The sequence below is a fragment of the Caproiciproducens galactitolivorans genome (genome assembly GCF_029266045.1).
Taxonomy (GTDB): Bacteria; Bacillota; Clostridia; order Oscillospirales; family Acutalibacteraceae; genus Caproiciproducens; species Caproiciproducens galactitolivorans.
This window is the reverse complement of record NZ_JAJUFJ010000009.1, coordinates 36,935-63,636: the sequence shown is the minus strand read 5'-3', so window position 1 is coordinate 63,636 and position 26,702 is coordinate 36,935. Positions and strand designations below refer to the sequence as shown.

Genomic DNA, 26,702 nt, shown 5'->3' with positions numbered 1-26,702 from the left:
TCCTTACTTGGTTTATTGGGGAAGTTTTTTGAAGTTCTTTGCATTCAAATGTCGGTTAATTTTACCTTAATATCAATTTCTGTTATTACATATTGTTTGCTTTTCATTGTTGTGATTCATCACTCAAGAAAGCAGACCGAAAAATGATAGAAATTAATTAGGATATAATTACCTCTCGTTGAAATTTAGTGTGTTCCAATTAAGAATATTTTAAAAGCAGCAGGGCTTTTTCTCTGCTGCTTTCTTAATTAATAAATGATCGCGCCGTATTTTGCGGCGAGCGGTTCCATTAGTTCGGTTTCAATAGAACACGTTGAGTCAATGATGAGCCGCCCTTGGAAGTAACGCAGCGCTGCATCGAGCACCGGAAGGCTGTCACAGTGCACGGCAATCGGCAGGCGCGTCATGGTGCTGTTTTCGCAAAGGAGCATGGCGTCGTCCAGGCTGTTTATTTTCACCAAAGCGGCGTTTGACCGCTCGTCGTCCAAATCAATCAGGTCGTCGCCCAGAGAGCTGGTGCACGAAAGCGGTTCGCTGAACAAAATGTCGTCACCGAGGAAGAACGCTTCGCGCTCATTTGCGGCGGCATAGCAGTCGGGCTCCGGGGACTCGGGCAAAGGTCCGAATTCCTTAACCACTGCGGCAAGGGCTTTGATGTGCTCCGGCGTAGCGCCGCAGCAGCCGCCCACAATCCTCGCGCCCGCCTCCATCATTTTGCGCATGGCACCGGCAAAATCCTCTGGCGTAAGAGGATTCCCGCCGAGAAGGTTCCGCATGGCAGCGCCGGTATTCGGTTTTGCAATCACCGGAACGCTTGCATGGGGAAGGATTTCTTCAATATATTCCAACATGGATTGCGGCCCGAAGGAGCAGTTCAGCCCAATGGCATCGACCCCCATTGCCTGCAGGGTAATTACTGTGGGTAGGAGGCTGCCGCCTGTCAACGTGTGGCCGCTTTCGTCAATCGTGATGGTAACAAATACAGGCAGATTGGTGGTTCGCGCCGCTAAGACGGCCGCGCGCATATCCGCAAGCGAGGTCTGCGTTTCAATAATCAGAAAATCGACGCCTGCTTCGTCCAAAGCACGGATCTGTTCCCGGTAAATATCGTAAATGTCGTCAAAATCCGCATCCCCGAACGGCGGCACGAACAGCCCAGTAGGGCATAAATCCCCGCCAACCAGCACACCGGTTGGTTTTGCTATGCTCAACGAGAGCCCGGCCAGCTTTTTATTCAGTTCAACCGCTTCGTTTTCAAATCCGTAAGCGGAAAGGCAGGCACGGTTCGCGCCGAAGGTGGGCGCGTAAATAGCCTGCGCCCCAGCGGCAATAAAGTCGCTTTGCAGCTTTAACAGCTTCTGCGGGTTTTCCGAAATCCATTTTTCCAGACAAACGCCGCTGGGCATGCCGGCAGCGGTCAGGTTGGTGGCGGTCGCACCGTCCAGCAGCATTGGCAATTTAAAAGGGAAGCTCATTAATTTTCATTGCTCCTATCAATATAACCGTTACATGCTTTCCGGCGCCGATATTTTAAACATAGAAAGCACGTTGCGGATCACAATGGCCACCGCATTACATAAGTACAGCCTTGCGGCGGTTAGGCTTTCGTTTTCGCCCTTTACGCGGCAGGCATTGTAAAATTTGTGGAATAGTGTTGCCAGCGTAATAACGTAACGTGTAATTCGGGCGGGATCATAATCCTGCGCGGCGGCAATAATTTCGCTCGTAAAGGCGGAAAGATGGCGGATGAGCTCGATTTCTTCCGGCGCGGTCAGAAGCGCCAGTTCTTCATCGGTGCAGTCGCGCAGGTGGATTCCCTCGGCAGCGAGCGTTTTGAAGATGCTGCAGATTCTGGCATGGGCATACTGCACGTAATACACAGGGTTCTGGGAATCCTGCTGTACCGCAAGGTCAAGGTCGAAATCCATTTGGGAGGTTGCCTCGCGCATATTAAAGTAGAATCTTGCCGCGTCCACCGGAACTTCGTCCAATAAATCGGCAAGCTGGATTGCCTTTCCGGTGCGCTTGCTCATACGGACCACTTCGCCGGATTTTACCAGACGGACGAGCTGGATTAAAACGATGTCCAGTTTGCTTCCGTCCAGTCCGATTGCGTCCATCGCACCCTTCATACGGGCCACGTGTCCGTGGTGGTCTGCGCCCCAGACGTCGATGCAGCGGTTGAATCCGCGCTTTTGGAATTTATTACGATGATACGCGATATCTGCCGCAAAATAGGTCGGATTTCCGTTCTGGCGGACAAGAACCTCGTCTTTTTCTGCGCCGAACTCAGTCGCTTTGTACCAGATGGCACCGTCTTTTTCGTAGGTAAGCCCCTTATCCTTTAAAATCTGGATGGTTTCCGTTAGCTCGCCGTCGTTGTGAAGGCGGCTTTCCAAAAACCATTCGTCGTATTCGATCCCGTATTTTTTCAGGTCGGATTCCATTTTTTTAATATTTTTCGGCAAAGCAAATTCAACCAGCGCTTTTTCCCGCTCCTTTTGCTCCGCATTTACGTATTTGTCTCCGTAAATTTCCGCAAATTCAGAAGCGCGCTCTTTGATATCGTCGCCCTGGTAGCCGTCCTCCGGGAATTCCACCGCGTTTTCGCCCTTGAAAATCTGAAGATAGCGCGCGGAAAGGGAACTGCCGAATTTTTCAATCTGGTTGCCCGCGTCGTTAACATAAAACTCACGCCATACATCGTAGCCCGCCGCGTCGAGTACGGAGGCAAGGCAGTCACCCAGTGCGCCGCCGCGCGCATTTCCCATGTGCATGGGGCCGGTCGGATTGGCGGACACAAACTCAACCATGATCTTTTCCTTTTTGCCATAATCGCTGCGCCCGTAATTGCTGCCGCTTACCGTAATATCCTTTAACACCTGTGTATAAAAATTTTGGCTCAGAAAGAAATTGATAAATCCCGGGCCGGCAATTTCAAATCGGTCGAAAAAAGTGCCCTCCAGCGCGATGTTGTCCGTAATCACCTGTGCAATTTTTCTCGGCGCAAGGCGGAACGCCTTGGCGGAAACCATGGCGGCGTTTGTGGCCCAATCGCCGTGCGTTCGGTTAGCCGGAACTTCAATGGTAAACTGCGGGATTTCCGTTTCCGGTAAGCTGCCGTCGGCTTGCGCCTTCTCAATCGCGCGCTGAATGGCAGTTTTCAGATCATTGGTTGCCTGCAACACTATTTTTGACATCTTTTTGATTTGCCTCCTTGACCGTTATAAGCAGCTCGTTCGAGCTGGATAAATTTGAGTTAATATCTAAGGTATAATAGATTTCGAGTTTTCCGCCCAGATCGCCCAGCTCGGATTTTACCCTGCTGGTAAAAACGCCGATCATCATATTTCCAAAGCCTGTGTTATACTGGCAGAGATGGCGTTTTCCGCATTCCAGTATAAGGCGGGTACTGTCCGCGCCTCCACGCATCAGCGTAACCTTTTTATTGCCATCTATCTTTAAAACGGAGGTTTTGGGGGCATTGCGGTTTTCCGCGTCGTATTCCTTATAAACAATGTATTTGCTGTTGCCCTTTCGGACATAGGAACCCAAGGTGGTCAGTTCAACCTCGCCGGTTTCGTTGTCTATTTTTTGCCGGCCCTTAATGGAAATAAGGTAATTTTCCAGCATTCGTTACTCCTTGCTTTCAATACGTATTTTGTCTTTTAATACAGGTCAATATCCACATGGCTGACTTCGTGCTTGATATTGCGCCCCAAAAAGATCCCCGCAATCTGCGAAAACCCTTCAACCCGGTCGCTTACAAAGAAGGAACAGTCGCCTTCCTCGGGCCGGCTGCTTAACAGCCCCTTGGCTTTCAGGGTTTCCGCACAGAAAAGCGCGGTTTCACGGCCGCTGTCGATCAGGGTTACGCCGCTTCCCAAAACGCCCGAAATAATGCTGCGGATAATGGGGTAGTGCGTGCAGCCCATGATCAGCGTGTCGATCTCCGCTTCCTTAAGTGGGGTAAGGTAGCGCTCCGCAACCAGGCGGGTTACCTCTTCGCCGTCGTTAATAAAGCCGTTTTCCACTAGTGGAACGAACAGCGGGCAATCTTTTTCGAATACCTCGATCCGGGGATCGACCGCCTGTAATTCCCTTCGGTAAGAACCGCTTCGGATTGTCGCGGTGGTTCCGATAATGCCAATCCGTTTATTTTTGGTGACCGCCGCCGCTGCTGCCGCGGTCGGCTTGAGCACTCCGGTGAACGGCAGGCTGAGGTTGTCGCCAATACCGCTTGCAACGGAGCTGACCGTTCCGCACGCGGCAATTATCATTTTTACATTTTTGGATTGCAAAAATGCCATGTCCTGTTTCGCGTATTTCATAATGGTTTCACGGCTGCGCGATCCGTAAGGGACGCGGCCGGTGTCGCCGAAATAGACGATGTTTTCTTTCGGCAAGATCCGCAAAAGCTCTTTTACGGCGGTCAATCCGCCCAGGCCCGAATCAAAAACGCCGATCGGTCTGTTATCCATTCTTTTTTATCGCTCCAAAAAACTAGTACTTTGTCTTTACTTCAAAAGCCAGTTTGATTAATCGATCCAGCAAATCGCCGTAAGAGAGACCGCTTGCCTCCCAAAGCTTCGGATACATGCTGATTGATGTAAAGCCGGGCATGGTATTTAACTCGTTTAAAATGACCTCCCGCCCTTCGCGGACGAAAAAGTCCACGCGGGCAAGGCCGGTGCATCCCAGCATACGGTAGGCTCGGACTGCGTTTGCGCGGATTTCTTCGGCAACCGTTTCATCAAGGCGCGCGGGGATATATAGCTTTGAAGTCCCCGATTTATACTTGTCGTCATAATCGTAAAACTCGGCGGAAGCGGAAATTTCGCCGACGATGGATGCCTCCGGCTCCGCGTTTCCGAGGACGGCGCATTCCACCTCCTGGCCGACGATGGCTTCCTCCACAACGATTTTGTCATCTTCATTCGCGGCTTTTGCAACCGCTGCGTCCAACTCCGCTTCGCCCATTACCTTGCTGACGCCTACGGAGGAACCTGCGTTGGCGGGTTTTACGAAGATCGGGTAGCCAAGCCGCGCGTCAATCTTTACTTTGATCTTTGCGGCGCCGGTCTTGTATTTTTCAGCGTAGAACCAAAGGTATTTTGCCTGATGGATCCCCGCGGCGGTAAGAAGTGTATGGGTAACAGCCTTATCCATGCAATCGGCGGAAGCAAGCGCCCGGCAGCCCACAAAAGGAATGCCGCTTAGCTGCAGAAGGCCTTGGATCGTTCCGTCTTCCCCGTTCCTGCCGTGAAGTACGGGAAAGACGCAGTCGACCTTGATCACATCAAAGCCCATTTTGCCGTCCACCACAATTCCGCCGATATCCCGGTCAGGGGACAGGAACGCGGGCACGTTCAGCGCGTTGTGTTCCCAGCGCCCGTCGGCAATTTCCTCCGTCGGGCCGGAGAACAGGTACCATCGGCCTTTTTTCGTAATGCCGAGGCATACGGGTTCGTATTTATCCTTAGGCAGATTGTCGATTACGGAAGCTGCGGAAATGCATGAGATTTCATGTTCGGATGAGCAGCCGCCGAAAACGACGGCGATTTTCTTTTTGCCCATTATGTTAACCTCCAAAGATTCGCTCTTTTCCTTACTATATATTTTTTCAAATATATATCATACCACAAGGCAGGAATAGGCGCAATCAGAATTTTATTAAATTGTATGGTGACAAAAAAATGTTTATGTAGTATAATTTATAAGCGTGTAAACATAATCAAAAAAGATAATTCTTACTTACGATAAATTTGGATTCAGGAGTGATATTTTTGGAGCAGAAGGCATTTGACCTGATTGCTGAAAAAGTCGGCGCGGTGTTAAACGAACAAGGGTTTACAAGGGTTGCCGGCGAACAGCAGGAAGAGAGCGAAAGCTATGTGCTGTTTAAGGGAGGCAATACTGCTTACAGTATCCTTTACAATCAGGGCAAAAAGCGCTTTGAACTCAGAAGCTGCGGTGTGGAAGACGGTGAGCCGGATAAGAAGTGGAGATCGGTCTCCATCTGGCTTTACGATCCGGAGGTTGACGATATTGTCTCGGCGGAAAGCATCGTAAACGATTTTGTGGAAAGCGTCAGCGCGCCAAAACCCGTGGCCGTAAAACCGAAGAAAAAAAGAAAGAAAGACGAAGAAGATACAAACGACCCGATCTTTTTCTTTAACCGCTTTGTTGGCATTTTCCCGGAGCTGCGGGAAGAACTGAATACGGAAAGGGAAGAATACGGCGATGTGCGCGTTGTCACATTTGCGAAGGAGCATCTTGTTTCCAGAATTGAAACGCTGTGCGCGCAATCTGCAAAGCAGGATGCGATCAAGCGCTGCTGCGAATTGCTGAATGATATGTATGCCAACGGCGACATGGACGTACGTTCCATCATCACGATTGTGATACTGAACGGAATTGAAAATCCCGCCGCGATTGAAAATATGAGGTCGCTTTTCAGCGACGATTTGAAAAAGAGTTATGCGGCCGGTTTGAAATTCAAGGGAAAAACCGTAAAGCCCGAGAAAAAGAAAAAAGAAAAAGGGTTTATAGCTGACAACCTGAATAATTTGAAATAAATTAACCGGAAACGGGCAGGGGTGTCGCTCCCGTCCGTTTCCTTACAGAAAAAACTTGACATTATGATAAATCCTGTGTTATGATGAGAATACCTCATAAAGGGGTTATTTTTTTGCGCCCTTTTAAGAGGGAGGCTGGGGCCGGTTAATGGCCTAAATATTTTTCCGTATAACGGGAGGTGCCGTCATGAGAGTTAAAATTACATTAGCCTGCACAGAGTGCAAACAGCGCAACTACAACACGATGAAGAACAAGAAAAATGATCCGGACAGGCTTGAAATGAACAAGTACTGCAGATTCTGTAGGAAACACACTCTTCACAGAGAGACGAAGTAATCCGGACGGAGGGACGAAAAATGCCAGAGACGACTGAAAAGAAAGAGAATATTTTTGCGAAAAAAAGCAAGGATATCTCAAAGTTCTTCCGCGACTGTAAAAACGAGGTTAAAAAGATCATTTGGCCGACACCGCAGGCGGTTTTTAAAAACACCGGTGTCGTTTTGGCAACAATATTCATTATTGGCTTGTTTATTTTTTGTTTGGACACAGTACTCATGAACTTGCTCGGTTTGATTATGAATATTGCAAAGTAGGATAAGCGGAGGAATTTACTATGCCTGAAGACGCAAAGTGGTATGTTGTTCATACCTATTCCGGGTATGAAAACAAGGTTGCCTCCAATCTTGAAAAAACCGTGGAAAACCGCCAGCTCCATGATTTGATTCAGGAAGTCCGCGTACCGACGGAGACTGTTACCGAAGTGAAGGATAACAAACGGCGTGACGTAGAGCGAAAAATTTTTCCCGGTTATGTTCTGGTGAAGATGATTCTTACCGATGAGTCTTGGTATGTTGTCCGCAATATTCGGGGCTGTACGGGTTTTGTAGGCCCTTCCTCAAAACCGATTCCGCTTACGGATGAAGAAGTGGCGAAACTGGGAGTTGAGCAGAAAAAGGTTGAGGTGTCCTATGGCGTTGGGGATTCCGTACACATTATCGACGGCCCGCTCGAAGGGTTCGTTGGTATCGTTGAGGAAATTGACGCCGACAAGAACCGCATTCGCGTAACAGTATCTATGTTTGGGCGCGAAACACCGGTTGAGCTTGAATTGGATCAGGCTGAAGCGGTGGAATAAGAATCTATGGTAATATGCGGGAAACCGCTTATTATGAGGGGCATTGCCCCTGTGGGAGGAACGGATAAATTTTTTCGTCCGCTCCGCCATCTACCACGAATTTTGGAGGTGCAAAAAAATGGCTCAAAAGGTTACGGGCTTTATTAAGCTCCAGATACCTGCTGGCAAAGCAACCCCGGCGCCGCCTGTTGGACCGGCTCTCGGTCAGCACGGTGTCAACATCATGGCTTTTACAAAAGAATTCAACGAACGCACAAAGAATGACGTAGGACTGGTTATTCCGGTTATCATTACAGTTTATGCGGATCGTTCGTTTACTTTTGTTACAAAGACCCCGCCGGCTGCCGTCTTGATTAAGAAGGCCTGCGGAATTGAAACTGCTTCGGGTGAACCGAACAAGAAAAAGGTTGCAAAGATTACCCGCGAGCAGGTTAAGAAAATTGCTGAAACAAAAATGCCCGATTTGAACGCGGCTTCTATTGAATCCGCTATGAGCATGGTTGCCGGTACGGCACGCAGCATGGGCATTGAAGTCGTAGATTGATCACCCGGGTGGGAGGAACTTTTCTACTCCGATTTTACCACTCAATAGGGAGGAAAACCAATGAAACACGGTAAAAAATATGTTGACAGCTTAAAGCTGGTCGACCGTACAAAACTTTATGATGCAAACGAAGCGCTTGATCTTTGCGTAAAGACCGGGACATCAAAATTTGATGAAACTGTTGAAGTTCACATCAAATTGGGCGTAGACAGCCGCCATGCTGACCAACAGGTTCGCGGCGCAATTGTTCTGCCGCACGGTACCGGTAAAAAAGTCCGTGTACTTGCTATCTGCAAGGGCGACGCTGCGAAGGAAGCGGAAGCTGCCGGAGCGGAGTTTGTCGGCGCAGAGGAAATGATCCAGAAGATCCAGAATGAAAACTGGATGGATTTCGATATTTTGATTACAACCCCGGATATGATGGGTCTGGTTGGTCGTTTAGGTAAAGTCCTCGGTCCCCGCGGTTTAATGCCGAACCCGAAGGCCGGTACGGTAACACGTGAGATCGGCAAGGCAATTACAGACGCGAAAGCCGGTAAGATCGAATACCGTCTCGACAAGACTAACATCATCCACTGCTCCATCGGCAAGGTGTCTTTCGGCGGCCAGAAGCTGCTAGAAAACTTTGACGCTCTGCTTGGTGCGATTGTTAAGGCAAAGCCGGCCGCTTCCAAAGGCCAGTATATCAAGAGCTGCGTTGTTGCTTCAACAATGGGTCCCGGTATCAGAATCAACCCGAACAAGGTTGGCTGATAACAAAAAGCTTGACAGGTACCTGTGCCTGTGCTAGTATAATACTGCTGTTCTTTATTCCAAAGACAGCAGGCGCGTTCGCTTAATGGGTTTTTCCCAGCCTGCCGAGGAGAGAGCTGTTTTTACACGTTGTGTATTTACGCCCTTCCCGCGGTATGTGGGAAGGGCTTTTTATGTGATTCCAGTTGTGGAGGTGAATACATTTGCCAAGTGAAAAAATCTTAGAGAAAAAGAAACAAGCCGTGTCCGCTTTGACGGAGAGCCTGAAGAATGCATGTGCAGGCGTTATCGTTGATTATAAAGGCGTAACCGTTGCACAGGATACAAAGCTCCGTAAGGATCTGCGCGAGGCTGGCAGCAATTACATGGTTGTTAAGAACACATTGCTCCGTCTTGCTTTGAAAGAGGCGGGGATTGAGGGCCTGGACAATGTCCTAGAAGGTACGACCGCAATCGCACTCAATGCGGAAGATCATGTAGCCAGCGCGAGAATTCTGTCGAAGTTTGCTGAAAACAATAAAACCTTTAAAATCAAAGCAGGTTTCATTGATGGCGCCGCGATTGACACAAAAGCAATTAAGGAGTTAGCGGAACTGCCTTCCAAAGAGGTTTTGGTTGCAAAGGCTCTGGGCGGGCTCAATGCTCCGATTACCGGTTTCGTCACCGTGCTGAACGGCACAATGAAGGGTTTGGTTGTTGCTCTGAACGCTATTGCAGAGAAACAGGCTGCCAATGCATAAGGATCCCGATCCTATCTATAAATTTTTAAATTATTGGAGGTAACTAACAATGTCTGATAAAGTTGTAAAATTAATTGAAGATGTAAAATCCCTTACTGTTCTTGAGCTTTCCGAGCTCGTAAAGGCTCTGGAAGAAGAGTTTGGCGTTTCCGCTGCTGCTCCGGTTGCTGTTGCCGCTGCTGCTGCTCCGGCTGCTGCCGCTGCTGAAGAGAAGACAGAATTTGACGTTATTCTCAAGGCTGCTGGCGCAAACAAGATCCAGGTCATCAAGGTTGTTCGCGAAATCACAGGCCTTGGTCTTAAGGAAGCAAAAGAAGTTGTTGACGGTGCTCCGAAGCCTGTTAAAGAAGGCGTTTCCAAGGACGATGCAGAAGCAATTAAGGCGAAGCTTACTGAGGCTGGCGCAGAAGTCGAAGTCAAATAATTTGATTTTTCATGTTCAAAGCCCCTGCTGCCGAAAGGCAGCAGGGGCTTTTTTGATATAACAAGCCTAAAGTTAAGTTGCGGGTGCTTCAGCATAGCTTTAGCGGTGAATGCGCGTAAATCGGCCTCATTTCCGCTTCTGGCCCGAATTTTGCCATTGTCTTTTGTGTTTTTGTGTATTGAAAATGGAGTAGGGGGAGAGAGAAGCGGCAGCCGTAAGAAAAGCGCCAAGCGCCTTGGGTAACATCCGAAAAAATTGCTCACGCACATGCCCCCTCGGTTGTTCCGGGGGGCCGCTTATGATTTATTCGATGGCCTAAAGTTTACATATTTCTGTATTTTTTTACCCGGCGGAGATTCTTCTTTTTACGGTTATAAATCAAAGCCAAAATAATATAAATGATAACAAGCAGGACAATGATGCTTGCGACGACAATGAACCAAACCGATGTGAGAATGGATTTTACCGTATTCGCGGAGTGTAGAAGCTCGCTTCGTTCCACGCTTTCAGCAGCAACAAGATTAATCGTGGTGAGGGGCTGGTTGGCGTAGCTGAGGGTTGCCGTACCGATAACCTGCCCTTTTTTAACCGGAGCGCTGATTGTATCGGGTATATTCTTCGTGATAATGACACTGCTGGCCGAAACATTGCTCGGAAGCATTGCGGAGTAATTCTTTTCCGCGACAAGCAGCAGTTTGTCTTTATTCCATGCGTCTTTCAGCTTTACTTCACCAACCGAATCGCCGGTGCTCAGGATGCTTTTCAGTTCCAGATTGCGGAAGGCCCAGCGGAACAGCGCCGCCGTATCAAGCATTTCGCCGCGTGTTTTAATCTCCTTGCCGCTTGCGGTCACATCTGGGGCTCCTAACGCCACACAGAGGTAGGTATAGCCGTCCGCCGTCGCGGTCGAAACAAGGCAGTAACCGGATTGGTCGTGATGCCCCGTCTTAATTCCGCGGGCATAACGGTAGTAGTATTGTCCTCCTAGTGCGTTACGGTCAATTAAATAGTTGGTAGTAGAAAGCGTGCGCGCTTTGTCCGCATTCGGGCCGCCAACCGGTTTATAAGTGTAACGCGTTTGCGAAGTGATCTCGGTGAAATGAGGAAGGCTCATGGCATATTTTGTGATTTTGTATAAGTCGCGCGCTGTGGTATAATGGTTCTCATCATGAAGTCCGTGCGGGTTTGCAAAATGCGTTCCGGTGCAGCCGAGTGCCTTTGCCTTTTGATTCATTAGGTCCACAAAGGCGTCAACGTCGCCCTTTCCCACATAGTCCGCCAGTACGAGCGCCGCGTCATTTCCGCTGGGAACCAGCATACAGTTCAAAAGCTGGAACGCGGTGAGCTGATCGTCTTCCTTGATTCCGGAAAGCGAGCTTCCCGTCCCCAGCAGCTTATCGACGACCTCTTTGCTAACCGTTATTTTTGTGCCGTCAAGATCCTTGATTTGTTCGCTGACGACAATGAACGTCATAATTTTGGTAAGGGAAGCCGGTTCCCGGCGCATATCCGGGTTCTTTTCGTAAACGGCAGTATCTGTATCCAAATTGACCAGTTCAATTGCCTCGCAATTTGTTTTGAATCCAATATTAAACGTTGCGGCATGGGCCGTGACCGGCGTTAATAAAAGCAAGAAAGTCAGGAGACAAGCAGACGCTTTAAGCAGCTTTTTTTTCATGGAACTTTTTCCTCCGATGTGCTATTATATGTTTAAAGTTCAAGAAAAAATTCAATACGTGAACATGAATTAGTATAACAGCAATTCTGCAAAAGATAAAGTGCAGTTTGGAATTGTTAATAATATTGTAAGATTTTACTGGAGGTTTGAAAGTGATTTACATAACAGGGGACACACACGGGGAGATGTGCCGCTTTGAGTCTCGTGCCGTAAAAAAATTAAAAAAAGGGGATACGCTTATTGTTTGCGGGGACTTCGGCTTTCTATGGGACGGAGGCGCAAAGGAAGAGAAAAACCTGCGGAAATTGGGAAAGAAAAAATACAACCTTCTTTTTTTAGACGGTTCGCATGAGAATTTTGACCTCCTTGACAAATATCCCATAACCGAATGGAACGGAGGTCTTGTACAGAATATCAGCGGAAATTTATACCATTTGATGCGCGGGCAGGTGTATACGATCGAGGGGAAAAAGATTTTTACATTCGGCGGCGGGGAAAGCACGGAAAAGCGAATACGCATTGCCGCAGGAAAATGGTGGGAACGCGAGATGCCAAGCATGGAGGAAATGGCAGCCGGTGTGAAAAATCTTTCAGCGGTCGGTATGGCGGTAGATTATATTATTACGCATGAACCGGCGCCCCGCGTTATGACCAATACGGTGAACCCGCCGGAAAACACCAATCAGCTCGAAGCCTATTTCGAGCAGCTTGCCAAACAGGTGAAATTTGAAAAATGGTTTTTCGGCTCTCTGCATATCGACCGGAAAATAACATACCGGAATTATGCCGTTTTTGAGGAAGTCTTACCTGTGGAAGAAATACAGAAGAAAAGATACCGGTAATTTTAATTAACCCAGTCCTGGAATCCGTTGTGATTCCGAGACTGGGTTTGTTGTGTGGCAAAAAAAGCTTATGAAATTGTGTAGCGATTTTGGGCAGCAGATTTTAATCCGTTTTATTTTTAAAAAGCTGGCGTACCTCGGCACGAAGCCCGCGGTGGGCGGGGGAGCTTAACTCTGCGTCCTCACGAAGAATTTCCCGGGCTACGGCCTGCGCCTGCTTTAAAACATTCACATCCTGCGTCATGTCGGCGATTTTCAATTCCGGGAGGCCGTGTTGGCGGTGGCCGAAGAAATCGCCGGGGCCGCGCAGCTTTAAATCCTGTTCGGCAATGCGGAATCCATCGTTCGTAAGGCACATGGTTTTTAAGCGCGCAACGGTGTCTTCATTCTGTGCGTCGGAAATTAATATACAGATGGATTTATGGGCCCCACGCCCGACGCGTCCCCGGAGCTGATGCAGCTGGGACAACCCGTAGCGCTCGGCGTTTTCAATCATCATAACGGTGGCGTTTGGCACATCCATGCCGACTTCTACCACAGTAGTGGAAATTAGCACGGAGATTTTTCCTTTGGAAAAGTCCTCCATTACGGATTCCTTTTCCTTTGCCTTCATCTTGCCGTTTAGCACACCGATTTTGCAGCCGGGAAGCCATTCTTCCCGCGCTTTCTGCGCGTATTCGTTTACGCTGGCCATATCGTTCTGCCCTTCTTCGATCATCGGACAGATGATGTAGCATTGTCGGCCCGCATCGATCTGCTTCTTAATAAAGCGGAAAGCCCGCAGGCGTTTGTCCCCGGAAATGGCATAGGTGTCGACTGTCTGCCTGCCGGGCGGCATTTCGTCCAAAACCGAAATATCCAAATCCCCGTAAATCATCAAGGCAAGCGTGCGGGGTATGGGGGTTGCGCTCATGACCAGCGTGTGCGGATGGTCGCCTTTCGAGGCAAGCGCGGCGCGCTGTGCCACACCGAAGCGGTGCTGTTCGTCGGTAATGACTAGGCCCAGCCGCTGAAAAGCAATGTCCTCGGAAAGAAGTGCGTGTGTGCCGATGATAAGCTGGATTTCGCCGGATTGCAGCCCTTTTGTGATCGCCCGTTTTTTGGCTGCGGTGAGCGAGCCGGTCAGAAGTTCGGTATGCACGCCTTTTAAGAGGGAAGACAGAGTGTCATAGTGCTGCCGAGCGAGGATTTCCGTGGGAGCCATGAGTGCCGCCTGCATGCCGCCGCGGGCGGCACAGTAGCAAAGTGCCGCCGCAACCGCGGTTTTGCCGGAACCGACGTCCCCCTGAATCAGGCGGTTCATCGGATGGCTGCCCATCATATCGGCTACCGCTTCTTTTACGGCCCTCCGCTGGGCTTCTGTGGGCTTAAACGGAAGCAGGCGAAAGTATCCGTCCGAATCATCTCGAAGAAGCCTGAGGCGGTTTTCGGTGCGGCTGCGGCCTTTTAAGCGGAGAAGCCCCAGCTGGAGTATTAGAAGCTCTTCAAAGACCAGACGCCGCCGGGCAATTTCCATATCTTTCATTGCGCGGGGGCAGTGAATGTTTTCCAAGGCGTAGCGCAGGTGGCAAAGCCCGTATTTCATACGAATGGCTTCCGGAATGGGATCCTGCATCGCGTCGGGCAGCAATTCCAGCGCATTTTGCACTACGGATTCAATAATGCGGCTGGAGAGCCCCTGCGTCAGCGGATAAATCGGATGGACGCCGGGCCCCTTCGCGGCGTCGGCGAATTCGGGTGCCGTCATTTCCCGCTTTGAGAAATTTGCTTTCACCTTACCGTAAAAAATATATTGCTTTCCCTCTTTTAACATTAAGGGGATATACCGGTTATTAAAATACGTAAGCTCCATGTCGCTTTCGCCATCGCTTACTTTGACCTTGTAAAGGGTCATGCCGCCGCGTATGCGGGCTTCCGAAGGGCGCTGCAAAACGGTGGCGCGTATGGCGCAAGGGACGTCCAGGGGAGCCTGCCGGATCGACAGCGGCTCGCTCCAATCCTCGTAAGCGCGCGGATAATAACGCAGCAAAGCGCCGACGGTCGGCACGCCAAGCTTTGCAAACAGCTTGGCGCGCTTCTCGCCGACGCCTTTTAATTCCTCTATTTTTATCGAAAATAACGAACGCATTACTCTATTGAAACAATGAAATAGTAAATCGGCTGTCCGCCGTTGACAAGCGTAACCTCGGTTTCATTCGAAACCTTGCTCTTAATCCGGTTATAGGCTTCGTTTGCCTGCTTTTCGGTTACATCCGCACCGTAAATGATCGTGATAAACGAGGTGCTGCGGTTTACCATGGAGCGGGTCAGCTTCACGCAGGTGTGTACGATATCCTTTTCGATTAACTCAAGTTTTCCGTTGTTCAGCCCAAGAATATCCCCGGCTTTGATTTTATGTCCGCCGAACTCGGAATCGCGCGCGGCGAACGTAACGGTAGCGGTTTGTACGTTTCCGGCAGCTTCCATCATGTTGATGGTATTCGATTCGGTTGAGGCGTCGGGATCATAAGCCAGCATAGCGGACAGGCCCTGTGGAATGGTGCGTGTGGGCAAGATGATGACCTTGCGATCCTTTACTAGCGGAATGGTTTGTTCGGCAGCCATGATAATATTTTTATTATTGGGCAGTACCAGAACCGTTTTTGCTGGCGTCGCTTTTACCGCTGCAAGTATATCGTTGGTACTGGGGTTCATTGTTTGCCCGCCGCTGACGACATGTGTGCAGCCCAGATCGGTAAAGAGGGTTTTTAAGCCTTCCCCGGCTGCGACTGCGACAAACCCGATTTCCTCCACAGGATCAGCGGGCGTTAAAGGGGCGGAAGCCGCCTTTGCCTTGGCCTGCTCATTCGCCTCGGCCGCCTTACGGTGCTGCTCCTTCATGTTTTCGATCTTTACCGTCAGAAGCTGACCAAACTCCAGAGCCGCCTGCAGCGCGTTGCCCGGCTCTTCGGTGTGAACATGAACCTTTATGATTTTCTCATCGTCAACGACCACAACGCAGTCGCCGATGGTTTCCAAATAAGAACGCAGCTCCTGCGGGGCTTTTTTACAGTCCTCATCGCGCCCTACAATAAACTCGGTGCAATAGGTGAAACGGATATCCTGATCGAATTCCGCCGCCGCGTTGCGGAAAAAGTCGCTTTCCAGAGACGTTTCCTCCTGCGAGCCGGTTTCATTTTCAATCACTGTGCCGTCGCGGAAAACACTCAGCATCCCGTCGAAGATACAGCACAGCCCCTTTCCGCCGGCGTCCACCACACCTGCTTTTTTCAGTACGGGGAGAAGCTCCGGTGTTTTTTCAAGCGCCTCTGCGGCGCCCTTGCAGATTGCACTCCATACGTATACGGCGTCGTCATCAATTGCCGCTGCGGCTCTCCCTTTTTCGCAGGCAACACGGGAGACGGTAAGAATGGTTCCCTCCGTTGGTTTCATAACGGCCTTATAAGCGGCCTCCACGCCGACTCCAAGAGCGTTGGCAAGATCCGAGCCGCCGATTTCCTCCATACCCTCAATTCCTTTTGCAAAGCCGCGAAATAAAAGGGACAGGATAACGCCGGAATTGCCCCTTGCGCCGTGGAGCATGGCTGAAGCTGCCCGCTGGGCGACTTCGGCTGCTGTACCGCTCCCGTTTATTGTAAGCTCTTTTGCGGCAGAACTCATTGTCATAGACATATTGGTACCGGTGTCGCCATCAGGAACAGGGAAAATGTTCAATTCATCAACGGCTGTTTTATGTTTTACAATATTATTAGCACCTGAAATGATAGCGTTGCACAGGTCAGTTCCATTTATCACCATTCAGCACTCCCTAAAATTCACATATTTGCCTACTGTATATTTCATCCTAATATTATAACATAGAGCAGTTTCAGATTCAATCTTTAAATTTTAGTCGAAAAATAGGGAGAAATGTTGAAACTCTCCAAAAAAAATATCCTCACAGACGTGAGGATATGATAAGGGATCCATATTATCTTGGTTCTACAATCAGCTTAATTGCAGTACGTTCTTCATCGCCAATCACGACACTAGCAAAGGCAGGGATACAGACAATGTCAATCCCTGACGGGGCTAAGTATCCGCGCGCAATTGCAATGGCCTTGATAGCCTGATTGGCTGCACCGGCGCCGACGGCTTGCAGCTCGACGGATCCCTCTTCGCGAATGACTCCTGCAACTGCACCTGCGACGGAATTGGGGGCTGATTTTGATGATACTTTTAAGATTTCCATAGGCATCCTCCAGACTATAGCAAAATCGATAGTACCATCATAGAACGAAATGAGAAGATTTGCAAGTATTATTTACTAAAAACAATTAAATTCCTAAAATAAAACTGTAGAAACCAACGAAGCGTCTATTGAATCTGAATCCGTTCTACCGACAGGGTTTTCCCGCTTTTGTCATCGATATGAAATAAAGCGCAGTCCATCCTGCAATCTCCTTCAGCAAGCGCAAAACGGACGGGCATTTTTGTCCGCATTTTTTCAATCACCAGCTCCGGCTTTACGCCGAGGACCGATTGAATCGGGCCCGTCATGCCAAGGTCGGAAATATATCCGGTTCCATTGGGAAGAATGCATTCGTCCGCAGTTTGAACATGGGTGTGCGTGCCGAAAACAGCGGAGACGCGCCCGTCCATATAGTAGCCGAAGGAACGTTTTTCTCCTGTAGCCTCTGCATGGAAGTCAATCAAAGTAATCGGGGGAAGCTCTTTTGCAAGAAGGCGATCCGCCTCGTCAAAGGGAGAATCCAGCCCGTCCATGTAAATCGTGCCCATCAGATTGATTACACAGATCTGTGTCCTGCCCATATCTACAATACAAAGGCCCTTGCCCGGGGCGCTGGGAGGAAAGTTGGCGGGGCGCAGAAGGTATTCGCACGAATCGTACAATTCGTAGCTTTCTTTTCTCCGGAAGCTGTGATTGCCCGCCGTGATAACGTCGACGCCGCTGTCGAACAGAAACTGAACCGATGCGGGGGTAAGGCCGTTTCCGTCTGCTGAGTTTTCCCCGTTGGCTATCACCAGGTCAATTCCTTTCAATTTCTTTAAGTGGGGGAGATGTGCGCGAAGAAAACGGGAGCCAATACTGCCCACCACATCGCCGATCGCAAGAATATTCATAATGATAAGCCTACTTTCTGTACAAATGCCTGATATCACGGGCGTTTGCAGTCTTATAGAATATTGTAACAGTTTATTTTTTACAAGTAAATCCTAGAAATGCATAATCTTGATTTTGCAGGATCCTTATTTTGATAATTCATAAAATGCGTGCTGCTATGGTTGCTTAAAATGCAATCGGATAAAGTTTTTGGGTTGCCCGACCTTTAAAATACGCGGATAAATTTGTAATGGCAAAAGCCAAAGGGCTTCTCTGCATAATTTTAGGGGAACAGCCCAGTACTGTCCCCCTAAAATACTACTCCCCATAAAAGCGTGATTGAAATACTATTTCGCGTATTCAATCGCGCGGCTTTCGCGAATTATGTTTACCTTAATCTGGCCCGGATACTCAAGATCACTTTCAATTTTGTTGCAAATATCACGTGCCAAAAGTGCCATTTTATCATCGGTAATCATCTCGGGCTTAACAATTACGCGAATTTCGCGTCCTGCCTGAATCGCGAAGCACCGTTCGACGCCCTCAAACGAAGAAGCAACTTCTTCCAGCTTTTCAAGCCGTTTGATATAGTTTTCCAGATTTTCGCGTCTTGCACCCGGCCTTGCGGCGGAAATCGCGTCGGCTGCCTGAACAATGCAGGCGATAACGGTTTTCGCTTCCACGTCGCCGTGATGCGCCTGAATCGCGTGAATAACGGTTTCGCTTTCCTTGTATTTGCGAGCCACGTCAACGCCAATGTCAACATGGGAACCTTCGATTTCATGATCAAGTGATTTGCCGATATCATGCAATAGACCTGCCCGGCGTGCGATTGCCGGATCCAAACCGAGTTCGGAAGCCATCACACCAGATAAGAAAGAAACTTCCAGCGAATGGTTTAATACATTTTGTCCGTAACTGGTACGGTAACGCAACCGTCCCAGCAGTTTGATCAGTTCGGGGTGGATTCCATTCACTCCGGATTCAATAACAGCACGCTCGCCTTCCTGCTTAATGGTGGCATCCACCTCGCGGCGTGCCTTCTCGATTGTTTCCTCAATCCTTGCAGGATGAATTCTGCCGTCTGCAATCAAATGCTCAAGCGCTATGCGGGCCACCTCGCGGCGCACCGGTTCGAAACAGGAAAGGGTAATTGCCTCAGGCGTATCGTCAATGATCAGGTCAACTCCGGTAAGCGTTTCAATCGCCCGGATATTCCGACCTTCACGTCCGATAATGCGGCCCTTCATTTCATCGTTTGGCAGCGGTACAACGGAAATGGTGGCCTCCGCCACATGATCTGCGGCGCATCTCTGAATTGCCATTGAAATAATTTCCCTTGCGGTCTTCTCCGCTTCCTCGCGGGTCTGCTGTTCGAATTCCATGAGTTTGACGGCTTTTTCATGTATAAGCTCGTCTTCCAGGTTCTTTAGTAAATAGTCTTTTGCTTGATCAACCGTAAAACCGGATATGCGTTCCAGCATATCAAACTGGCTCTTCTTTACAGCTTCGGCTTCTGCAAGCCGTTCATCAGCTTGTTTATTCTTATTCGTTAGGATTTCGTCCTTGGCTTCCAGACTTTCCATCTTTTTGTCAAGGGTTTCCTCTTTTTGCTGTATGCGGCGTTCCTGACGCTGTACTTCCTTGCGGCGTTCGTTCAGTTCACGCTCGGCCTCGGTTCTTAGGCGGTGGATTTCATCTTTACCTTCCAGAACGGCTTCCTTTTTTTTCGCTTCGGCTGTTTTTATCGCGTCGCTGACAATTCTTTTCGCTTCCTGCTCAGCGGAACCGATCGTGAACTCAGCTTGCTTTTTCCGATGGCTGATACCGCCCAGAAATGCAGCTATGCCGGTAATCAACGCGCAAACAAGCGCGATGATAATACATGTCGTTAAGCTAACTGTGGTCAATCATTGGCACCTCCTTGTCTTTTTTCTTTCATATTTTTTGTTTTAATCATTTCGGATGGGTGCGTTAAGCCCATAAATGCATATTCGTGCATTATACACATAATTGTATTACGTCCAATACCCGAATGTCAAGAAATATTGATTATTATCAGAAGAATTGTCTATATAATTTCCTTATCAAGTTTTGTTGAAGATCATCATGGGAACCAAGTATAATGTCGAAAATGATAAAATTTCCAAATTGTTTCTATTGACAAGTTTGTTAACCGGTGCTAATATACAGAATACATAGAAAAATATGTTTAATGCGTTGAAGAGGAAGTCTAATTTCGAAAAATTGCACCAGAGAGCGGGCGCGTATGCTGTAAGCACCCGCAGCAATTGAAATCGGGCCACCACCTCCGAGTGCGTGCCGAAAGCGTTTGGCGTAAGGCATGCCGGTTGGCGCCGTTATCCGCCGCCACGAGGACGGGTTTCTTTGTTTTTATATTTTAAGTTAGAAGTCCGTTGAAATTGGGTGGAACCGCAAACAATCGCTTTGCCCCATGCTGTGGGGTGAAGCTTTTTTATTTTGGTAATTCATCTAAGGAGTGAAAGATATGGTAAAGGTAAGTTTGAAAGGCGAAGTAAAAGAGTTTGAAAGCGGCATTACCGTTGCTGAAATAGCGAAATCCATTGGAATGGGGCTGTACAAAGCCGCTTGTGTCGGAAAAATTGACGGTAAGGTCGTTGATCTCCGCACGCCGATTACAGCGGACTGCGAGGTGGAGATTCTGACCTTTGAGCATCCGGAGGGGAAAAAGGCGTATTGGCATACAACCGCCCACATCATGGCACAGGCGGTAAAGCATCTGTTCCCAAACGCTGCCTTTGCAATCGGTCCGGCGGTTGAAAACGGCTTCTATTACGATATTGATTTGGACCGCTCCCTTACTCCGGAGGACTTGCCGAAAATTGAAGCGGAAATGAAGAAAATCATTAAGGAAAATATTCCGATCGAACGCTTTGAGCTGGCTTCCGACGAAGCACGGGCGTTAATGGAAAAGGAGCACCAGATTTACAAGCTAGAGCTGATTGACGAACACGCCGGAAAAGGGGAGAAGATTTCGTTCTATCAGCAGGGTGATTATACGGATCTTTGCGCCGGGCCGCACCTGATAAGCACGGGCTGTGTCAAAGCCGTAAAACTGACGGCGAATACGGCCGCTTACTGGCGCGGGGACTCCAAGAACAAAATGCTCCAGCGCCTTTACGGCATTTCCTTCCCGAAGGCGAGTGAACTGGAAGAATACCTTGCAAAGGTGGAGGAAGCCAAAAAGCGCGACCATAATGTATTGGGCCGCCAGTTAGGGTATTTTACAACCTGCGACCTGATCGGGCAGGGACTGCCGATTTTGCTTCCGAACGGCGCGCGCGTAATTCAGATTTTGCAGCGCTTTGTTGAAGACGAGGAGCAAAAGCGCGGCTGGCAGCTGACAAAAACGCCGTATATGGCGAAGAGCGATCTTTATAAGCTGTCCGGGCACTGGGATCATTATAAGGACGGCATGTTTGTCCTTGGGGATGAGGAAAAGGACAGCGAAGTTTTCGCATTGCGCCCGATGACCTGCCCCTTCCAATATCAGGCCTATTTGAACAAAAACCGTTCATATCGCGACCTGCCACTCCGGTATAACGAAACGTCCACTCTTTTCCGCAACGAGGCGTCCGGCGAAATGCACGGATTGATCCGCGTGCGGCAGTTCACAATATCCGAAGGCCATTTGATGTGCACGCCCGAGCAACTGGAAAGTGAATTCCAAGGTTGTTTGGAGCTCGCAATCTTTATGCTGAAAACGCTCGGTCTGTATGAAGACGTTTCCTACCGCTTCTCCATGTGGGATCCGAACGACCGTACGAAATATATCGGTACGGAGGAACAGTGGAACGAGGCCCAGGGTATCATGCGCAAGATCCTGAACCATCTGAATATTCCGTTTGTGGAAGGCATTGGCGAGGCGGCGTTCTACGGTCCGAAGCTGGATATTCAGATTAAGAACGTATTCGGTAAAGAGGATACCTTAATTACGATTCAGATCGACCAGATGTTGGCCGAGAAATTCGGTATGGAATATGTGGATGCAGATGGCAAGAAAAAGAACCCCTATATCATTCATCGTACTTCCATCGGCTGTTACGAGCGCACACTCGCGTTGCTGATTGAAAAATATGCCGGTGCGCTTCCAATGTGGCTGATGCCGGAGCAGATCAGGGTGTTGCCGATCAGCGAGCGTTTGCATACGGATGCCGATAAAGTTGTTAAAAAGCTGCAAGCGGCCGGATTTCGGGTAACCTGCGATACCCGCAATGAGAAAATCGGGTATAAGATTCGCGAAGCCCAGCTTCAGAAGATCCCGTATATGCTCATAATTGGGGATAAGGAAGCACAGGAGAACACGGTTTCCGTGCGCAGCCGCAAGGATGGCGATATCGGGTCCATGCCGATTGATGCGTTTTTGGCAAAAGCGACGGAACAAGTAGCAACAAAAGCGATTGACTAATAATAGTAGCAAAGAAACCGGATGGATTTTCTATCCGGTTTTTGTTTACCTTTTTACCAAACCGGTTATTCTGTAATTATGTTAACTAATAGAACCGCATTTTTTTCAACCGTTTTTTTTCAACCGCCGGTCTCATAAGTTGAAAATCGGGAAAAGTTTCGAATATACCTATGTTTAATTGTTGAAAACTCTGTTGAAAATGTTGAAAAAATGAAATTCTTCGATCTCATATTCTGAAAATAATCAGTTTTATGTAAAGTAGACGCTAAAAAAACGGCATGGATGCTTTCTATAAAAATTTTTTCGTTAATTTTAAGATAATGGCTATATTTGTGGATTTTCTATGCTATAATTACTTGGATAAGTTTTTACTGTTTTTCTATGGTGCAATATACATAAATCAAGGGGGCGAGAATTTGAATAAAATCGTAATGGATAGAAAAAAATGGATGATTTTTTCGGTTCTCGTTCTAGCAGTTGCCATTGCGGTTTTCGTCAGTGTGTTTATTGTGTTTAAAAATAGAAAGGAAAATGCGAAAGGCCCCGCGCCGTCCAGGATTACGGAAAGTATTATCAGCGAAATGCATTATACCGATCTGGTTGAAGTTAGCCCGAACCAGCTTTACAGGCATTACAGTATTCCTGATGGTGTGATTTCCGACAGTTCGCTTTATATGAGCAAGTCTTCCGATAGTGCAGCAGAGCTTGCGTGTTTTTTGCTGCAGGATAAAAGTAAGTTTGAAGAGTTAAAGGATGCTGTGACGGATCACATCAATTCCAAGGCGGCGGGCTTTAAGGGATTGAATCCGACACAATACAATTTCTTGAAAAATTATGTAATTGTACAAAAGGGAAGATATGTTCTTGTCAGCGTCGGAAGTAATGCGTCGGCAGACGGGAAATTTTTTAATGATTTGTTCAAGTAAATTAATACTTGATTCTGCCGTCGGTTTATGGTAAAATAAGAAGCACGCGGAAGTGGTTCAATGGTAGAACATCAGCTTCCCAAGCTGATGACGGGGGTTCGATTCCCCTCTCCCGCTCCAATCAAAAATCCGCACCAGGTAGCCATTTTTCGGCTGTTTGGTGCGGTTTTATTTTTTTCTCTTTAAAATACGATTTTACCCGTTTAACCCGCCGACCGCTCGGCGGGCTTTTATCTTGCAGATTTAGTGCTTACCGATTCTGTTGCCGGAAACAAACGCTGGTTGTGATTTTCGTTATTCCGGATCGAAGCGGAAATAGGGATTTTCAAAATTACCCATTATCCGCATACTTTGCAGAGCCTGCTATGTCCGGCACGGTTTGCCTGCTTTATGGTTCCGTTATGTATTGCTTTTGATTTTCTTAGCGTTCTACAGTTCTTTGAGGAATGATATATATTTGTATGATCTACCCAATAAACCGTTTGGGACTGAGCAGGCGCGCTTGCTTTTTGCGCAACCGTTTTATTTTTAACAGCGGGCCTTTTGACAGTTTTTGTAGCGTTTTTTTTACCGGTAGACTTTTTGGTGACCTTTTTGACGGAAGCTTTTTTCGTTGTTTTAACTGGTTTCTTTATGGCTTTTTTAACGGTTGCCGAGGATGTGGTTTTTGGATGATAAGTAGCGCGTTTTGCCGCATAGCCCGTATTGGGCACGAAAGAAAAGCACATGATGAGACATAGAAGCAGACTAACCAATCTTGTTTTCATTTTCTTTTCCTCCAAGTAATTGATATATCGGAACGATATGCTACAATGTATTTGAGGAATTCTCTGACAGAATTTCTCTTATTGCCGCCTTTCCCTATCGCAAGTAGGGAAGGGCGACTTTTCTATTTCAAATCGGTTATGACTTGCTTTGCAATGCCGATAATCTCAGCATATCCGTTCTCAAAATCAGAGCATTTTACGACGATCGGCTGAAAATCAGGATTCTCCGGCATGAGTACGACGGTATCTCCAATTTTTTAAAACGCTTAAGCGTTGCTCCATCGCCATTAATCCGGCAAGCGACAATTTGCCCATTTTCAGCGCATGGCTGTTGATGAATCAGCGCAAGCGACCCGTCCGGGATACCTGCGTTTATCATGCTTTTTCCATGGACGCGCAAAGCAAAATATTCTTCTGGGTTTTTAACCAAGGGAGGCATATAACCTCAATATTTTCTGTAGCTAGAACAGGGGTCCCGGCAGGAATAGTGCCTACGATTGGACCATTCCAGTAATGGGGAGGATGTTATGATCATTTTCTTTATCCCAACCCATCAGGTCGGACGGAGAACATCCGAGAGCGCTGGCCATTTTTTCAATTTTATCGGACGGAATATTGCTGATAACTCCGCTTTCGTATCGCTGTATGGTTTGCCGGTTTACGCCAACTTGCTTTCCCAGGTCATCGAGAGTCAATCCTTTTTCTTTTCTTTTTCTACGGATATTGTCCCCTATCGTTCTTATCACCTGCTCTTGTTTTCTATAATAGCAAAAATCACTTATTTTGCAACATGTTTTTCAGATTAAAAAGTTACTTGACAAGGGAAGTTACGCGCACTATTGTTTGTTACGCGATAAGTTACAAAATTGGAGGCGAGAGATTGATAGCGGTTAATGAGAGTTAAACTCGGTGGGAAGGGCATCATTTCCTTATACTGGCGAAATCGCCTGCGGCGGGCCTTTCCGGTATCCCCATTCATAGGTTATCAGAATCACGAAATCGGCGATTCGGCCGTGCGCTGGATAATCGTGGGCTTCGTACAAAAGCCCCGACTGCTCCGGTTCGATTTCCGGTGCAACGGCGGTGGGAAGGAAATAACCGTTGGCGTGCATCCGCGCCGCAGCTTGCTTCAAAAAGCGATTATAGGCCATACGGTCATTCGGAAGTACGTTTTCAAAATCGATGTTCAGGCCTTTATACCCTTTTTGCCGCATGATATCGATGATATTATCCAAAAACTGTCCGGTTTTTTCAGGGTTGTTCAATAGAATCGACGCCAGATTCTCGCCTCTTGAGGTTGCGGTAAAGTTTGTGACGGCCATCATCGGAACGCCCATCTGCGATACCGCAGCTTGAAGGGCCGGGCCGTTGTCAATGACCTGCAGGCTTGCGTCCTCCTTTATTAAATGGGTAAACGGGCTAAGGTAAGTCAGATAACCGCCGTCCTTACGGACATCGGAACGGCAGCCCGCCCGAGCATGTAGATGTGCCCGTTCACGCGGATGACCGGCCTCGTCTTACTCGGAATGATGAGCAGCATGCCAGGGGCTATCCTGTTCGGGTCGTCGATTCGGTTTACCTGTATCAGGTTCTGCAGGGGGATATTATAACGCTGCCCAATCAGCCACAGCGTTTCCCCCGGCTGCACGATGTAAACGACACCTTCCAACGGGATGACCAGCGTTTCGTCCACGACCAGCACATCCGGATTATAAATCCCGTTGGCGGATATGATGGACTCCCATCGGGACGTTGTAGCTATTCGCAATCTGCCATAATAGCATAAAAAAACCAGAATATTCCTTGCAATTTATGCCCGCAGCCCCAATATGCCTACGGAAATAAAATTCCTGTGGTCTTCTTTCTTTAGGGCAGCAGGAATCAGGCGATTTAGAAGCGTACGCCAAGGGTGGTTCATGATTCTGATTTTCCGGGAAAGCATCCGCATACAGTTTGCTCTTCTTAATTTAATTTACGGGCGGCATATAATGGTATACTCAGTATATTTGTCTGTTTCCGTAAATGCAGTTGTCAAGCTGCTCATCCGTACAGCGGCGTGCAGCCTCGCGGTCGCGGGCAATAACGCATTCCGCAAGGGCACGCGTGCTGTCGGAAAGCGAATCCGCACCATAGCGGCGGCAGTACCGCAGCCAGAGCTGGGAAACAACGGGCTTAAAGGATATATAAATCAGCGGCAGGATACTGTTGCTGCCTACCACGGCCAGCTCGTGGTGGAAAGCAAAGGCCGCCTCAATCGTCTGGTTGATTGAACCGGCGGCTTCCACATTCGCGGCAAGGCGTTCAAGGCAATCCATATCCTCTGCGCTGGCGTTTTCGATTGCGGCATCCGTCGCCAGATGTTCCAGCGCGCGGCGAACCTCCAGTATGGAACGAATCTCGGCCCGGCCGAGCGTTTCGCTGTGGTATTCCATAATGGCGTTCAGCGTGCTGATATTGCCGTTCCTGCCGTAATCCGCCACGAACACGCCCTGGCGCGGGCGTATTTCAAGAAATCCCTGATGTTCAAGCTCCGTAAGGCCGCTGTTTACCACCGCGCGGCTGACCTGCATCTGCAGCGCGAGCTCCCGCTCCGGCGGCAGCCGCGTGCCGACCGAAACCTGCCCGGACAAAATGCTTTCTCGGATTTGGCGGATAAACAATTCCTTAAGGCTTGGCGCACTAAGTTTTTGAAATTCCATGGAAAAGCCTCCTTTGTGGGCAGTGGTATGACCAAGACCAAGGCGATTTTACCATACAATA

At 48.5% G+C, this 26,702-nt stretch carries 28 protein-coding genes, 1 tRNA gene and 1 other annotated feature; of the genes, 12 read left to right on the top strand and 17 right to left on the bottom strand.

Annotation, left to right across the window (positions count from 1 at the left end; genetic code table 11):
- Window positions 1-248: 248 nt before the first annotated feature.
- From P9B68_RS07920 to P9B68_RS07900, 5 genes are read right to left on the bottom strand one after another with little or no spacing between them, the layout of a single operon-like run.
- A complete protein-coding gene (locus P9B68_RS07920; RefSeq protein ID WP_277668816.1) occupies window positions 249-1,475 on the bottom strand; it encodes a homocysteine S-methyltransferase family protein in 1,227 nt (408 codons plus the stop codon).
- 30 nt (window positions 1,476-1,505) lie between these two features.
- Window positions 1,506-3,200, bottom strand: a complete 1,695-nt coding sequence (gene argS / locus P9B68_RS07915; RefSeq protein WP_277668815.1) for an arginine--tRNA ligase — start codon at window positions 3,198-3,200, stop codon at window positions 1,506-1,508.
- Window positions 3,169-3,633 carry a YwiB family protein gene (locus tag P9B68_RS07910; RefSeq protein WP_135660476.1) on the bottom strand — a complete coding sequence of 155 codons (465 nt, stop codon included), beginning with the start codon at window positions 3,631-3,633 and terminating at the stop codon, window positions 3,169-3,171. Before P9B68_RS07910 ends, argS begins: the two co-directional genes overlap by 32 nt.
- A gap of 35 nt (window positions 3,634-3,668) precedes the next feature.
- Window positions 3,669-4,481, bottom strand: coding sequence for a glutamate racemase (gene murI, locus P9B68_RS07905; RefSeq protein WP_277668814.1), 813 nt, complete (start codon window positions 4,479-4,481; stop codon window positions 3,669-3,671).
- Between the two features lie 22 nt (window positions 4,482-4,503).
- The gene (locus P9B68_RS07900) at window positions 4,504-5,577 is read right to left on the bottom strand and encodes a D-alanine--D-alanine ligase family protein (protein WP_135660480.1); all 1,074 of its coding nucleotides are present in this window, start codon (window positions 5,575-5,577) and stop codon (window positions 4,504-4,506) included.
- Window positions 5,578-5,777: 200 nt separating this feature from the next.
- Here P9B68_RS07900 and P9B68_RS07895 point away from each other — a divergent pair, with 200 nt between their 5' ends.
- The 8 genes from P9B68_RS07895 (at window position 5,778) to rplL (ending at window position 10,175) form a co-directional block, all read left to right on the top strand.
- Complete coding sequence (locus P9B68_RS07895) at window positions 5,778-6,578, top strand: DUF7674 family protein (RefSeq protein WP_407932272.1); 801 nt, start codon at window positions 5,778-5,780, stop codon at window positions 6,576-6,578.
- Between the two features lie 187 nt (window positions 6,579-6,765).
- Entirely contained in the window at window positions 6,766-6,915 is a 150-nt protein-coding gene (gene rpmG, locus P9B68_RS07890; RefSeq protein ID WP_054332001.1) for a 50S ribosomal protein L33, read from the top strand.
- 20 nt (window positions 6,916-6,935) lie between these two features.
- The gene (gene secE, locus P9B68_RS07885) at window positions 6,936-7,172 is read left to right on the top strand and encodes a preprotein translocase subunit SecE (protein ID WP_135660484.1); all 237 of its coding nucleotides are present in this window, start codon (window positions 6,936-6,938) and stop codon (window positions 7,170-7,172) included.
- Between the two features lie 20 nt (window positions 7,173-7,192).
- Entirely contained in the window at window positions 7,193-7,714 is a 522-nt protein-coding gene (gene nusG / locus P9B68_RS07880) for a transcription termination/antitermination protein NusG (RefSeq protein ID WP_135660486.1), read from the top strand.
- Between the two features lie 118 nt (window positions 7,715-7,832).
- On the top strand, window positions 7,833-8,258 hold the full coding sequence (gene rplK / locus P9B68_RS07875; RefSeq protein ID WP_135660488.1) for a 50S ribosomal protein L11: 426 nt from the start codon (window positions 7,833-7,835) through the stop codon (window positions 8,256-8,258).
- A gap of 60 nt (window positions 8,259-8,318) precedes the next feature.
- The gene (gene rplA / locus P9B68_RS07870) at window positions 8,319-9,011 is read left to right on the top strand and encodes a 50S ribosomal protein L1 (RefSeq protein WP_135660490.1); all 693 of its coding nucleotides are present in this window, start codon (window positions 8,319-8,321) and stop codon (window positions 9,009-9,011) included.
- Between the two features lie 41 nt (window positions 9,012-9,052).
- Window positions 9,053-9,194 (top strand) — a sequence feature (ribosomal protein L10 leader region).
- Between the two features lie 20 nt (window positions 9,195-9,214).
- Window positions 9,215-9,751, top strand: coding sequence for a 50S ribosomal protein L10 (gene rplJ / locus P9B68_RS07865; protein ID WP_135660492.1), 537 nt, complete (start codon window positions 9,215-9,217; stop codon window positions 9,749-9,751).
- A 49-nt stretch (window positions 9,752-9,800) separates the two neighbouring features.
- Window positions 9,801-10,175 (top strand): 50S ribosomal protein L7/L12, encoded by a 375-nt coding sequence (gene rplL, locus P9B68_RS07860; protein ID WP_135660494.1) that lies wholly within the window; start codon window positions 9,801-9,803, stop codon window positions 10,173-10,175.
- Window positions 10,176-10,497: 322 nt separating this feature from the next.
- Here the strand turns inward: rplL and P9B68_RS07855 are convergent, their stop codons facing one another.
- Entirely contained in the window at window positions 10,498-11,853 is a 1,356-nt protein-coding gene (locus tag P9B68_RS07855) for a D-alanyl-D-alanine carboxypeptidase family protein (protein ID WP_135660496.1), read from the bottom strand.
- Between the two features lie 152 nt (window positions 11,854-12,005).
- On the opposite strand from P9B68_RS07855, the gene P9B68_RS07850 reads away from it, so the two are divergent.
- Window positions 12,006-12,695 carry a metallophosphoesterase family protein gene (locus P9B68_RS07850; RefSeq protein ID WP_135660497.1) on the top strand — a complete coding sequence of 230 codons (690 nt, stop codon included), beginning with the start codon at window positions 12,006-12,008 and terminating at the stop codon, window positions 12,693-12,695.
- A gap of 103 nt (window positions 12,696-12,798) precedes the next feature.
- Here the strand turns inward: P9B68_RS07850 and recG are convergent, their stop codons facing one another.
- From recG to rny, 5 genes are all read right to left on the bottom strand, one after another.
- Window positions 12,799-14,823, bottom strand: coding sequence for an ATP-dependent DNA helicase RecG (gene recG, locus P9B68_RS07845; protein WP_277668813.1), 2,025 nt, complete (start codon window positions 14,821-14,823; stop codon window positions 12,799-12,801).
- Entirely contained in the window at window positions 14,823-16,490 is a 1,668-nt protein-coding gene (locus P9B68_RS07840; protein ID WP_135660545.1) for a DAK2 domain-containing protein, read from the bottom strand. Before P9B68_RS07840 ends, recG begins: the two co-directional genes overlap by 1 nt.
- 175 nt (window positions 16,491-16,665) lie before the next feature.
- Complete coding sequence (locus P9B68_RS07835) at window positions 16,666-16,926, bottom strand: stage V sporulation protein S (protein WP_135660501.1); 261 nt, start codon at window positions 16,924-16,926, stop codon at window positions 16,666-16,668.
- Window positions 16,927-17,051: 125 nt separating this feature from the next.
- Window positions 17,052-17,819, bottom strand: coding sequence for a TIGR00282 family metallophosphoesterase (locus tag P9B68_RS07830; protein WP_135660503.1), 768 nt, complete (start codon window positions 17,817-17,819; stop codon window positions 17,052-17,054).
- Window positions 17,820-18,146: 327 nt separating this feature from the next.
- Complete coding sequence (gene rny, locus P9B68_RS07825; RefSeq protein ID WP_167875219.1) at window positions 18,147-19,709, bottom strand: ribonuclease Y; 1,563 nt, start codon at window positions 19,707-19,709, stop codon at window positions 18,147-18,149.
- Window positions 19,710-20,308: 599 nt separating this feature from the next.
- Between rny and thrS the strand changes: the two genes are divergently transcribed.
- The 3 genes from thrS to P9B68_RS07810 all read left to right on the top strand — a co-directional run bounded on the left by thrS (window position 20,309) and on the right by P9B68_RS07810 (window position 23,295).
- Window positions 20,309-22,249: a threonine--tRNA ligase gene (gene thrS, locus P9B68_RS07820; RefSeq protein ID WP_135660505.1), complete on the top strand. Its 1,941-nt coding sequence runs from the start codon at window positions 20,309-20,311 to the stop codon at window positions 22,247-22,249.
- A gap of 416 nt (window positions 22,250-22,665) precedes the next feature.
- Entirely contained in the window at window positions 22,666-23,175 is a 510-nt protein-coding gene (locus P9B68_RS07815) for a DUF4358 domain-containing protein (protein ID WP_167875220.1), read from the top strand.
- Between the two features lie 46 nt (window positions 23,176-23,221).
- A tRNA-Gly gene (locus tag P9B68_RS07810) sits at window positions 23,222-23,295 on the top strand.
- A 218-nt stretch (window positions 23,296-23,513) separates the two neighbouring features.
- Here P9B68_RS07810 and P9B68_RS07805 read toward each other — a convergent pair.
- From P9B68_RS07805 to P9B68_RS07785, 6 genes are all read right to left on the bottom strand, one after another.
- Complete coding sequence (locus P9B68_RS07805; RefSeq protein WP_135656427.1) at window positions 23,514-23,942, bottom strand: hypothetical protein; 429 nt, start codon at window positions 23,940-23,942, stop codon at window positions 23,514-23,516.
- Between the two features lie 196 nt (window positions 23,943-24,138).
- Window positions 24,139-24,381, bottom strand: a complete 243-nt coding sequence (locus P9B68_RS11730) for a LexA family protein (protein ID WP_135656430.1) — start codon at window positions 24,379-24,381, stop codon at window positions 24,139-24,141.
- Between the two features lie 52 nt (window positions 24,382-24,433).
- A complete protein-coding gene (locus P9B68_RS07800) occupies window positions 24,434-24,688 on the bottom strand; it encodes a helix-turn-helix domain-containing protein (RefSeq protein WP_277668812.1) in 255 nt (84 codons plus the stop codon).
- A gap of 183 nt (window positions 24,689-24,871) precedes the next feature.
- Entirely contained in the window at window positions 24,872-25,267 is a 396-nt protein-coding gene (locus P9B68_RS07795; RefSeq protein WP_277668811.1) for a glycosyl hydrolase family 18 protein, read from the bottom strand.
- A 104-nt stretch (window positions 25,268-25,371) separates the two neighbouring features.
- Window positions 25,372-25,710, bottom strand: coding sequence for a LysM peptidoglycan-binding domain-containing protein (locus P9B68_RS07790; RefSeq protein WP_277668810.1), 339 nt, complete (start codon window positions 25,708-25,710; stop codon window positions 25,372-25,374).
- A gap of 229 nt (window positions 25,711-25,939) precedes the next feature.
- On the bottom strand, window positions 25,940-26,641 hold the full coding sequence (locus P9B68_RS07785) for a FadR/GntR family transcriptional regulator (protein ID WP_277668809.1): 702 nt from the start codon (window positions 26,639-26,641) through the stop codon (window positions 25,940-25,942).
- Window positions 26,642-26,702 lie beyond the last annotated feature (61 nt).

Excerpts from the sequence above, each read along its gene's own strand:
- P9B68_RS07920 (WP_277668816.1), bottom strand. The coding sequence starts at position 1,475 with ATGAGCTTCCCTTTTAAATTGCCAATGCTGCTGGACGGTGCGACCGCC.
- argS (WP_277668815.1), bottom strand. The coding sequence starts at position 3,200 with ATGTCAAAAATAGTGTTGCAGGCAACCAATGATCTGAAAACTGCCATT.
- P9B68_RS07910 (WP_135660476.1), bottom strand. The coding sequence starts at position 3,633 with ATGCTGGAAAATTACCTTATTTCCATTAAGGGCCGGCAAAAAATAGAC.
- murI (WP_277668814.1), bottom strand. The coding sequence starts at position 4,481 with ATGGATAACAGACCGATCGGCGTTTTTGATTCGGGCCTGGGCGGATTG.
- P9B68_RS07900 (WP_135660480.1), bottom strand. The coding sequence starts at position 5,577 with ATGGGCAAAAAGAAAATCGCCGTCGTTTTCGGCGGCTGCTCATCCGAA.
- rpmG (WP_054332001.1), top strand. The coding sequence starts at position 6,766 with ATGAGAGTTAAAATTACATTAGCCTGCACAGAGTGCAAACAGCGCAAC.
- secE (WP_135660484.1), top strand. The coding sequence starts at position 6,936 with ATGCCAGAGACGACTGAAAAGAAAGAGAATATTTTTGCGAAAAAAAGC.
- nusG (WP_135660486.1), top strand. The coding sequence starts at position 7,193 with ATGCCTGAAGACGCAAAGTGGTATGTTGTTCATACCTATTCCGGGTAT.
- rplK (WP_135660488.1), top strand. The coding sequence starts at position 7,833 with ATGGCTCAAAAGGTTACGGGCTTTATTAAGCTCCAGATACCTGCTGGC.
- rplA (WP_135660490.1), top strand. The coding sequence starts at position 8,319 with ATGAAACACGGTAAAAAATATGTTGACAGCTTAAAGCTGGTCGACCGT.
- rplL (WP_135660494.1), top strand. The coding sequence starts at position 9,801 with ATGTCTGATAAAGTTGTAAAATTAATTGAAGATGTAAAATCCCTTACT.
- P9B68_RS07855 (WP_135660496.1), bottom strand. The coding sequence starts at position 11,853 with ATGAAAAAAAAGCTGCTTAAAGCGTCTGCTTGTCTCCTGACTTTCTTG.
- recG (WP_277668813.1), bottom strand. The coding sequence starts at position 14,823 with ATGCGTTCGTTATTTTCGATAAAAATAGAGGAATTAAAAGGCGTCGGC.
- P9B68_RS07835 (WP_135660501.1), bottom strand. The coding sequence starts at position 16,926 with ATGGAAATCTTAAAAGTATCATCAAAATCAGCCCCCAATTCCGTCGCA.
- P9B68_RS07830 (WP_135660503.1), bottom strand. The coding sequence starts at position 17,819 with ATGAATATTCTTGCGATCGGCGATGTGGTGGGCAGTATTGGCTCCCGT.
- thrS (WP_135660505.1), top strand. The coding sequence starts at position 20,309 with ATGGTAAAGGTAAGTTTGAAAGGCGAAGTAAAAGAGTTTGAAAGCGGC.
- P9B68_RS07805 (WP_135656427.1), bottom strand. The coding sequence starts at position 23,942 with ATGAAAACAAGATTGGTTAGTCTGCTTCTATGTCTCATCATGTGCTTT.
- P9B68_RS11730 (WP_135656430.1), bottom strand. The coding sequence starts at position 24,381 with ATGCCTCCCTTGGTTAAAAACCCAGAAGAATATTTTGCTTTGCGCGTC.
- P9B68_RS07795 (WP_277668811.1), bottom strand. The coding sequence starts at position 25,267 with ATGATGGCCGTCACAAACTTTACCGCAACCTCAAGAGGCGAGAATCTG.
- P9B68_RS07785 (WP_277668809.1), bottom strand. The coding sequence starts at position 26,641 with ATGGAATTTCAAAAACTTAGTGCGCCAAGCCTTAAGGAATTGTTTATC.